4 protein-coding genes are annotated in these 8150 nt (G+C 40.3%); all 4 read left to right on the plus strand.

Annotated features, from left to right (window positions below; all coding sequences use genetic code 11):
* The first annotated feature begins 1106 nt into the window (after nucleotides 1–1106).
* The 4 genes from QZ738_RS15505 (at nucleotide 1107) to QZ738_RS15520 (ending at nucleotide 7920) form a co-directional block, all read left to right on the plus strand.
* Nucleotides 1107–2189, plus strand: coding sequence for an efflux RND transporter periplasmic adaptor subunit (locus QZ738_RS15505; protein WP_293788650.1), 1083 nt, complete (start codon nucleotides 1107–1109; stop codon nucleotides 2187–2189).
* A gap of 24 nt (nucleotides 2190–2213) precedes the next feature.
* Nucleotides 2214–5384 (plus strand): efflux RND transporter permease subunit, encoded by a 3171-nt coding sequence (locus QZ738_RS15510; protein ID WP_293788651.1) that lies wholly within the window; start codon nucleotides 2214–2216, stop codon nucleotides 5382–5384.
* Nucleotides 5377–6810: a TolC family protein gene (locus QZ738_RS15515; RefSeq protein ID WP_293788652.1), complete on the plus strand. Its 1434-nt coding sequence runs from the start codon at nucleotides 5377–5379 to the stop codon at nucleotides 6808–6810. Before QZ738_RS15510 ends, QZ738_RS15515 begins: the two co-directional genes overlap by 8 nt.
* A gap of 279 nt (nucleotides 6811–7089) precedes the next feature.
* The gene (locus QZ738_RS15520; protein WP_293788653.1) at nucleotides 7090–7920 is read left to right on the plus strand and encodes an aldo/keto reductase; all 831 of its coding nucleotides are present in this window, start codon (nucleotides 7090–7092) and stop codon (nucleotides 7918–7920) included.
* The last annotated feature ends 230 nt before the right edge of the window (nucleotides 7921–8150 follow it).

Here is an 8150-nt window from a genome sequence, read left to right on the forward strand (position 1 = left end):
AGTTCAAATTGAGCTATAAGATCAGTAGGTAATAATAATTTAAGTAGTTCGGTCTCCAAGGCAGTTCTGCTAAAAAAGGCTAAACTAAAAATTTAATCCCAGCCCCCCAACTTTTTTGCTTGATCCAAATTTAGCGATTAAGCCAATCAAAGCAAATCAAAATAGTTTAATTTCACACCTGAGTTCAAGTTAAATCAATTTCAAAATGCTATCTGATCAGAAATTCGTAGATTTTTTAATGGATCAGATCGGTTATCAGGGGGCAGGTTACCGATAAAAAATATTGGATATGGCTTATATTTTTAATGACAAGTTATCTGCGCTCGTGGTCGTTAACAAGTTATTTGTAATCCTCCAGCATCAGGAAAGGCCTATATCGGCGCCGGTATAGTTACCCAAAGCCATATTAATGATTGAATTCAGGTTGATCACTATGAGTTTGCACTTTCTGGTTCTGGATCGCCAGGTGTTTCACCTAACGGGGCTATACCACAAGCTGCCCATATAAATTTGAAAATATTGAGGAATTCGCATTGGATGTCTCTTTCAGATTGTATTTCGTTTTCCATATTGTACCGCTTTAATCTGATTACTAAACAAAAAATGACTGATTTTGTGTTGGCTAAAATAATGCTTCAATGTAAGTACATTGTTGTGGAAATGTTAAGGATATATTGTCATTTTTAGCGAACATTTCAAGCAGGAAAATCAAGTGATTCACAAGCTCCCTCATTCGTCTTTTATCATCTGAAGGAATGAAAAATTTGTCATTTCGCACTTTAAAAATATAAGAAAAGTTACTGCCAGAAAGCTTTATAATTGAAATTAAGGTATTTACAGTCAATAAACTGATTGAATATACAGTTTAAAATCCCGTCATTTCCTTTCCAAATGCCATTTTTCTGCCCAAACCTGAAGTTTAACTTCATTATAACTTCATGAACTTGTATTTATTTCGCTTTCGAATTAAATCGTTGCGTGACCATCATTTCTTGAAATCAAAAAGTATCTATAAACCGGTTGTAGAGAATTTTTCATTATAGAATGGTTACCGAGGGAAACTAATTAGAGAAAAAAAATAAATCAGATTAAAACCACTCCAAAAAATGAAAAGAGTTTTCATGTGCTTAGGCTTGTTTACTTTGCTTTACGCAACAAGTTGCACCTCGAAGAAAGAAGAAAAGGAAGAAGTAGAAACTTATGCGGTAACCACACCTCTAAGAATGGATACTTCCTTTACCAAAGAATATGTTTCTCAGATTAAATCTGTGCGGAACATCGAAGTCAGGGCCCAGGAAAAAGGGTATCTTCAAAATATTTATGTGGATGAAGGTCAGCATGTAAAGGCAGGCCAGCTGTTATTTAGGATTATGCCTAAGGCTGCACAATCTGAATTGCTAAAGGCACAGGCTGAAACAAAATCGGCTCAGATTGAACTGGAGAATACCAAACTGCTTTCAGATAAAAATATCGTTTCTAAAAACGAACTGGCCATGGCCAAAGCCAAACTGCAATCCGCAAATGCCGAAACCTCATTGGCTAAATTCCATTTGTCTAATACCGAAATCAGGGCGCCTTTCGACGGTACGATTGATCGTATTCCTTTAAAATTAGGAAGTTTGGTAGATGAGGGGGCATTATTAACCAGTCTTTCCGATAACAGTCAGGTTTTTGCCTACTTCAACGTATCAGAACCAGAATATTTAAACTATCAAAGTGCTGCAAAGGCAAAAAACCAGCAAGAGGTAAGTTTGTTACTGGCGAACGGCGAATTTCTAAAAGCAAAAGGTAAAGTAGAAGTTATTGAAAGCGAATTTGATAACGAAACCGGAAATATTGCTTTCAGGGCAAGGTTCAATAATAGCGACAATCTGCTTAGGAACGGCGAAACCGGTAAAGTACATATGGTGGTGCCGCTAAAAAATGCCATTATCATTCCTCAAAAGGCCACTTACGATATCCAGGACAAAACTTATGTTTTTGTGGTAGATAAAAATAATAAAGTACACTCCAGGATGATTACCATTGCGGGAGATCTTCCCGACTTATACATCGTGGGCGATGGCCTTTCTGTTGATGATAAAATTTTGCTTGAAGGCGTACAAAAAGTTAAGGACGATGATAAAATTGCCTTTAAATTCCAGCAACCTCAGGATGTATTGAAACAATTGAGATTGAAAACAGAATAATCTAAACCCTTCTATACTTAATTTATGTTTAGTAAATTCATACAAAGGCCAGTCCTTTCTATCGTAATATCATTGGTTATTGTGTTTTTAGGGGTGTTAGCCATAAGCTACCTGCCTGTTACACAGTTTCCAACCATATCTCCTCCCAAAGTAAACATCACCGCTGATTACCCGGGAGCCAATAACGAATTATTGATTAAATCGGTAGTTATACCGCTTGAGCGCGCGCTTAACGGCGTACCGGGGATGAAATATATTGCATCAAATGCTGGTAATGATGGTGAAGCATCCGTGCAGGTCGTATTTAACCTGGGTACCGATCCCAATCAGGCGTCCCTTAACGTACAGAACCGTGTAGCTGCTGTAACCAATAAGCTGCCTCCTTTGGTCATCCGCGAGGGTGTAAAAATTACCCGTGAAGAGCCAAACATGTTGATGTATATCAACCTGTATAGCAAAGACCCTAAAATGAACCAGAACTTTCTGTATAACTATGCCGATATCAACCTGCTTTCGGAGCTTAAAAGGGTTGATGGTGTAGGTTTTGCCGATATTTTGGGCGACCGGGATTATGCCATGCGGATCTGGTTAAAACCCGACCGTATGCAAGCTTATAAAATCTCGGTTGATGAAGTGATGAACGCACTTGAAGGACAAAGCCTGGAGGCCTCTCCGGGAAAAACAGGAGAGAGTTCTGGCAAACGTTCACAGGCGTTCGAATATGTATTAAAATATTCAGGGCGCTTTAACACCAAAGAAGGTTACGAAAATATTGTGGTTAGGGCTACGCCTGATGGCCAGTTGCTCCATTTAAAAGACGTAGCTGACGTAGACTTTAGTGCTTCTGCTTATAACTTATATTCAACCTTAAATGGAAAGGCATCTGCTGCAATTGTTTTAAAACAATCTTACGGCAGTAACGCCAGTCAGGTAATTAAAGATGTGAAAGCTAAAATGGCCGAAATTAAGGCCGCTTCTTTTCCAAAAGGTTTAGATTATGAGATTAGTTATGATGTTTCTAAATTCCTTGACGCATCTATCGAGAAGGTAATCCATACCCTTGTAGAAGCCTTTATTTTAGTGGGTTTAGTGGTATTTTTGTTCTTAGGCGACTGGCGTTCGACGCTTATTCCGGCTATTGCAGTACCGGTGTCGCTGATTGGAACGTTCGTATTTATGCAGTTTTTTGGCATTACGCTAAACTTAATTACCCTGTTTGCATTGGTACTCGCCATTGGGGTGGTAGTTGATGACGCCATTGTAGTAATTGAGGCAGTGCATGCGAAGATGGAGCTGGACCCGCATCTATCGGTATTAAAAGCTACCCAGCAAGCCATGAAAGAGATCGGTGGGGCCATTATCGCCATTACCTTCTTAATGGCTTCGGTATTTATCCCGGTAGCATTCATGTCGGGTCCGGTGGGTATTTTTTACCGTCAATTCTCCATTACCATGGCCACAGCAATTATCCTTTCAGGTATTGTGGCTTTAACACTTACACCTGCCCTGTGTGCCATCATGTTAAAGAACAATCATGGTACTGCTAAAAAGAAAACATTAATCGATCGTTTTCTAGATGGCTTTAACCGCGGTTTTGCTAAATTATCGGGCAGATACGAATTCGTATTGAGTAGGGTGGTAAGCCGCAGGTTACTAACCTTTGGGGTGTTGGCAGCCTTTTGTTTGGGTGTTTGGGCATTAAGCGGAAGTGTACCATCAGGCTTTATTCCCAACGAAGATCAGGGAATGGTATATGCCATTATCCAAACACCTCCGGGATCAACTTTGGAACGTACCGATCAGATTGCAGAGAAACTGCAGAAAATGAGCGAAGAAATTGATGGTGTTAAATCGGTTTCATCTTTAGCCGGATATGAAATCCTAAGCGAAGGTACAGGATCCAACTCAGGTACCTGTTTAATCAACCTTAAAGATTGGAGCGAACGTAAGCAATCTGCACAGGAAATCATTGAAGAGTTAGAGCAGAAATCAAAATCTATACCGGGTGCAGCTATTGAATTTTTTCAGCCACCAGCAGTTCCGGGATATGGTGCAGCAGGTGGTTTCGAACTCCGTTTACTGGATAAAGCCGGTAGCGGTGATTACAAAAAAATGGAAACCGTAGCCAACGATTTTGTACGCGAGCTGAACAAACGTAAAGAACTATCATCTGTGTTTACTTTCTACAGCGCCAGTTTCCCTCAATACATGCTGGATGTAGATAATGATATTGCGCAACAAAAAGGTGTGAGTATCGATAATGCGATGAATACTTTATCAACTTTTGTTGGTAGTGATTACGAAACCAGTTTTATCAAGTACGACCGCCAGTATAAAGTAATTGTACAGGCCTTACCTCAATATCGCGCTTTACCAGAAGATATTCTAAAACTATCGGTTAAAAATAGCCGCGATGAAATGGTGCCTTTCTCCGCCTTTATTAAAATGCGAAGGGTTTATGGCCTTTCAGAGATTACCCGGCATAACATGTACAATGCTTCTGAAATCAGTGGACAGGCTGCTCCGGGTTATAGTTCCGGTCAGGCCATTCAGGCCATCAACGAGGTGGCACAGAAAACCTTACCAAGGGGTTTCGGTATCGATTGGGCAGGTATTTCAAAAGATCAGGTATCAAGGGGTAATGGTGCCATTTATATTTTCCTGATCTGTTTAGGTTTCGTTTACCTGGTGTTGGCTGCACAATATGAAAGTTTCATTTTGCCTTTATCGGTCATTTTATCATTACCTGCAGGTATTTTTGGTGCTTTCCTATTCTTGAAGTTACTGGGATTAGAGAACAATATCTATTCGCAGGTAGCTATGGTCATGCTCATAGGCCTGCTCGGCAAAAACGCCGTACTGATTGTTGAATTCGCTACGCAGCGCCAAAGTCAGGGTTTAACCGTGCTTAAGGCGGCAATGGAAGGGGCAAGCGTTCGTTTCCGTCCTATTTTGATGACTTCTTTTGCCTTTATTGCAGGTTTAATTCCATTGATGATTGCAACAGGTCCGGGTAAGATCGGTAACCGTACCATAGGTTCGGCTGCTGCAGGCGGTATGCTTTTCGGTACCATTTTCGGGGTAATTGTGATCCCTGGCTTATATTATATATTCGGATCAATTGCAGCAAAATACAAGCTGATCAAAATTGAGGAAGAACATCCGTTAACTGAAGAAATTGAGAATAATGTTTAAGAATAATTTATATAAAGGCCTTGGACTGGCGTTGATATGCGCTGCATATACCGCCTGCAAGCTACCTGAGGTAGCCCAACGTGCCGAAAATAAAAATACACCTGTGAGCTTTAATGGCTCGCAGGATACGGTAAGTTCTGCCAGTATACAGTGGCGTAACTTTTTTACTGATCCTAATCTGATCAACCTGATTGATACTGCGCTTAAAAATAACCAGGAGCTGAATATTACCCTTCAGGATATTGAAATAGCCCGAAATGAAATAAAGGCCAGAAAGGGAGACCTTTTGCCGAATGTAACTTATGGTGTTGGCGCCGGCTTGAATAAAGTTGGTCGTTATACCAGCTCCGGTGCGGGTGATGCTTCTACTGAAATTACACCAGGCAAAGGGGTGCCCGAAATATTGCCTGATTATCGCTTCGGTTTGCAGGCCAATTGGGAAGCAGATATCTGGCATAAATTGCGCAATTCGAAAAAGGCAGCCATTAACCAATATCTGGCCACGGTAGAAGGCAAGAATTTTGTGATCACCAATTTAATTGCAGAAGTGGCAAACTCCTATTATGAATTGTTAGCCTCTGATAATCAATTGGAAACGGTGAGAAAAAACATCGAGCTCCAAAGCAATGCGCTGGAATTGATGAAGATTCAGAAACAGGCTACCAGGGTTAACGAACTTGCCGTACGCAAATTTGAAGCAGAGGTACTAAGCTCAAAAAGTTTGGAGTTCGATATCCAACAGGATATTGTTGAAAATGAGAATAAAATTAATTTTCTGCTGGGCCGTTTTCCTCAGCCCATTATCAGAGATAAATCCAGCTTTACCGAGCTGGTACCTGTAACGGTACACACGGGCCTACCAGCTCAGTTGTTGGCCAATCGTCCTGATATCAAACAGGCAGAGTATGAGCTTGCAGCCGCTAAATTAGATGTGAAAGTAGCCAAGGCACAGTTTTATCCATCATTGGGAATTTCTGCTGCAATAGGTTACCAGGCCTTTAATCCATCCTATCTATTGAGAACACCAGAATCTTTGATCTATTCTCTGGCAGGGGATCTGGCAGGACCTCTAATTAATAGAAACGCTATTAAAGCCGAATATTCTTCTGCAAATGCAAAACAACTACAGGCTGTTTTTGACTATGAAAAAGCCATTCTAAATGGTTATATTGAAGTAGCCAACCAAATGTCGAAAATCAGCAACCTGCAAAAAAGCTACGATCTAAAATCGAAACAGGTTGCTGCACTTACACAATCTATCGATATTTCGAACGATTTGTTCAAAGCTGCACGGGCCGATTACTTTGAGGTATTAATGACACAACGTGATGCACTACAATCGAAATTAGAATTGATTGAAACCAAAAAACAACAGTTAAATGCGGTGGTAGATATTTACCAGGCACTTGGTGGAGGCTGGAAATAGGCTGCAATAAGCACGAAAAAACGTGAAGCATAGTGAAGTTAAATAATCCTTATATCGCAGTAAGGCTGTTCCAAAACCTGGAGCAGCCTTTTTCTTTTCTTGCCTTAGTGTCTCGCTACGACCTTTTTTTACTATCAGTGGTGTCAGCTGTTACCGTCTGACATGTATTAGTTTAGTGAGTACATCAGTTCTTCATTTATTTATCATAAAATTCGTTTGGAAAACAATGCAATCCATCTATGGTTATTTCATCTATAGAATTTATCATATCTAAATAAAATGGGAAAAACAACATTTAAACTTGGCGGATTAGAAGTTAACCGTTTAGGTTATGGCGCCATGCAGTTAACTGGTAACGGCGTTTTTGGTGAAGTAGAAAACCGAGAAAATGCGATAACCGTTTTGCGCGAAGCGGTAGCAAATGGCGTTAATTTTATTGATACTGCGGAGGCTTATGGACCAAAATTTAATGAATTGCTTATTGCCGATGCGTTATCACCTTTTCAAAAAGATCTTTTTATTGCAACAAAAGGAGGTTTTAACCGGCCAGGCCCTAACAATTGGGTACCCAATGGAACGCCTGAAAAGATCAGGCAGGATATTGAAGGTAGTTTGCAACGTTTAAAAGTGGATGCAATAGATTTATGGCAATTGCACCGCATTGATCCTAATGTTGATGTAGCCAAAACTTTGGCACCTGTAGCAGAAGCCGTAAAAGAAGGAAAAATAAAAAATGTAGGTTTATCTGAAGTATCTGTCGATCAGATTAAACAGGTGCAAGACATCCTGCCGATAGTTTCTGTGCAAAACTTATATAATCTAAGTAACAGACAATGGGAAAGTGTTTTGGATTTTACAGCAGAACAAGGTCTGGCTTTTATTCCGTGGTTTCCCTTAGCTTCCGGTCCACATAAATTGGCAGATAAGATTAAAACAATTGCCGAGAAACATCAAGCAACGACTGCTCAGATTGCGCTGGCCTGGTTATTAAAAAGATCCTCAAATATTCTTTTAATTCCAGGAACAAAATCTGTAGAACATTTGAAAGAGAACCTGGCAGCAGCAGAAATTGAATTGACTGACGAAGAGTTTGAAAGCCTAGCGAATTAATATTGCGGTGCTGAGCGCAGAATCTTTTACTGGCCTTCGCGTCTTTACGCTTTACTGGTTTAAGCTTTTACTGGTCTTAGCGTCTCGCTAAGACCATTTTAGTGTCATCCTGAGGGATAATTTATTGGATAAAAATCAATATGAATGACGTATACATTTCTTTTTTTGCCCCAGGGCTAAGCCTTGCCTCGGCTACCGATGAAAAATCGGTACAGGTCCGCCGCCGCCGA

Origin of the sequence: uncultured Pedobacter sp., from assembly GCF_913776295.1 — a bacterium.
In the GTDB taxonomy this organism is placed as follows: Bacteria; Bacteroidota; Bacteroidia; order Sphingobacteriales; family Sphingobacteriaceae; genus Pedobacter.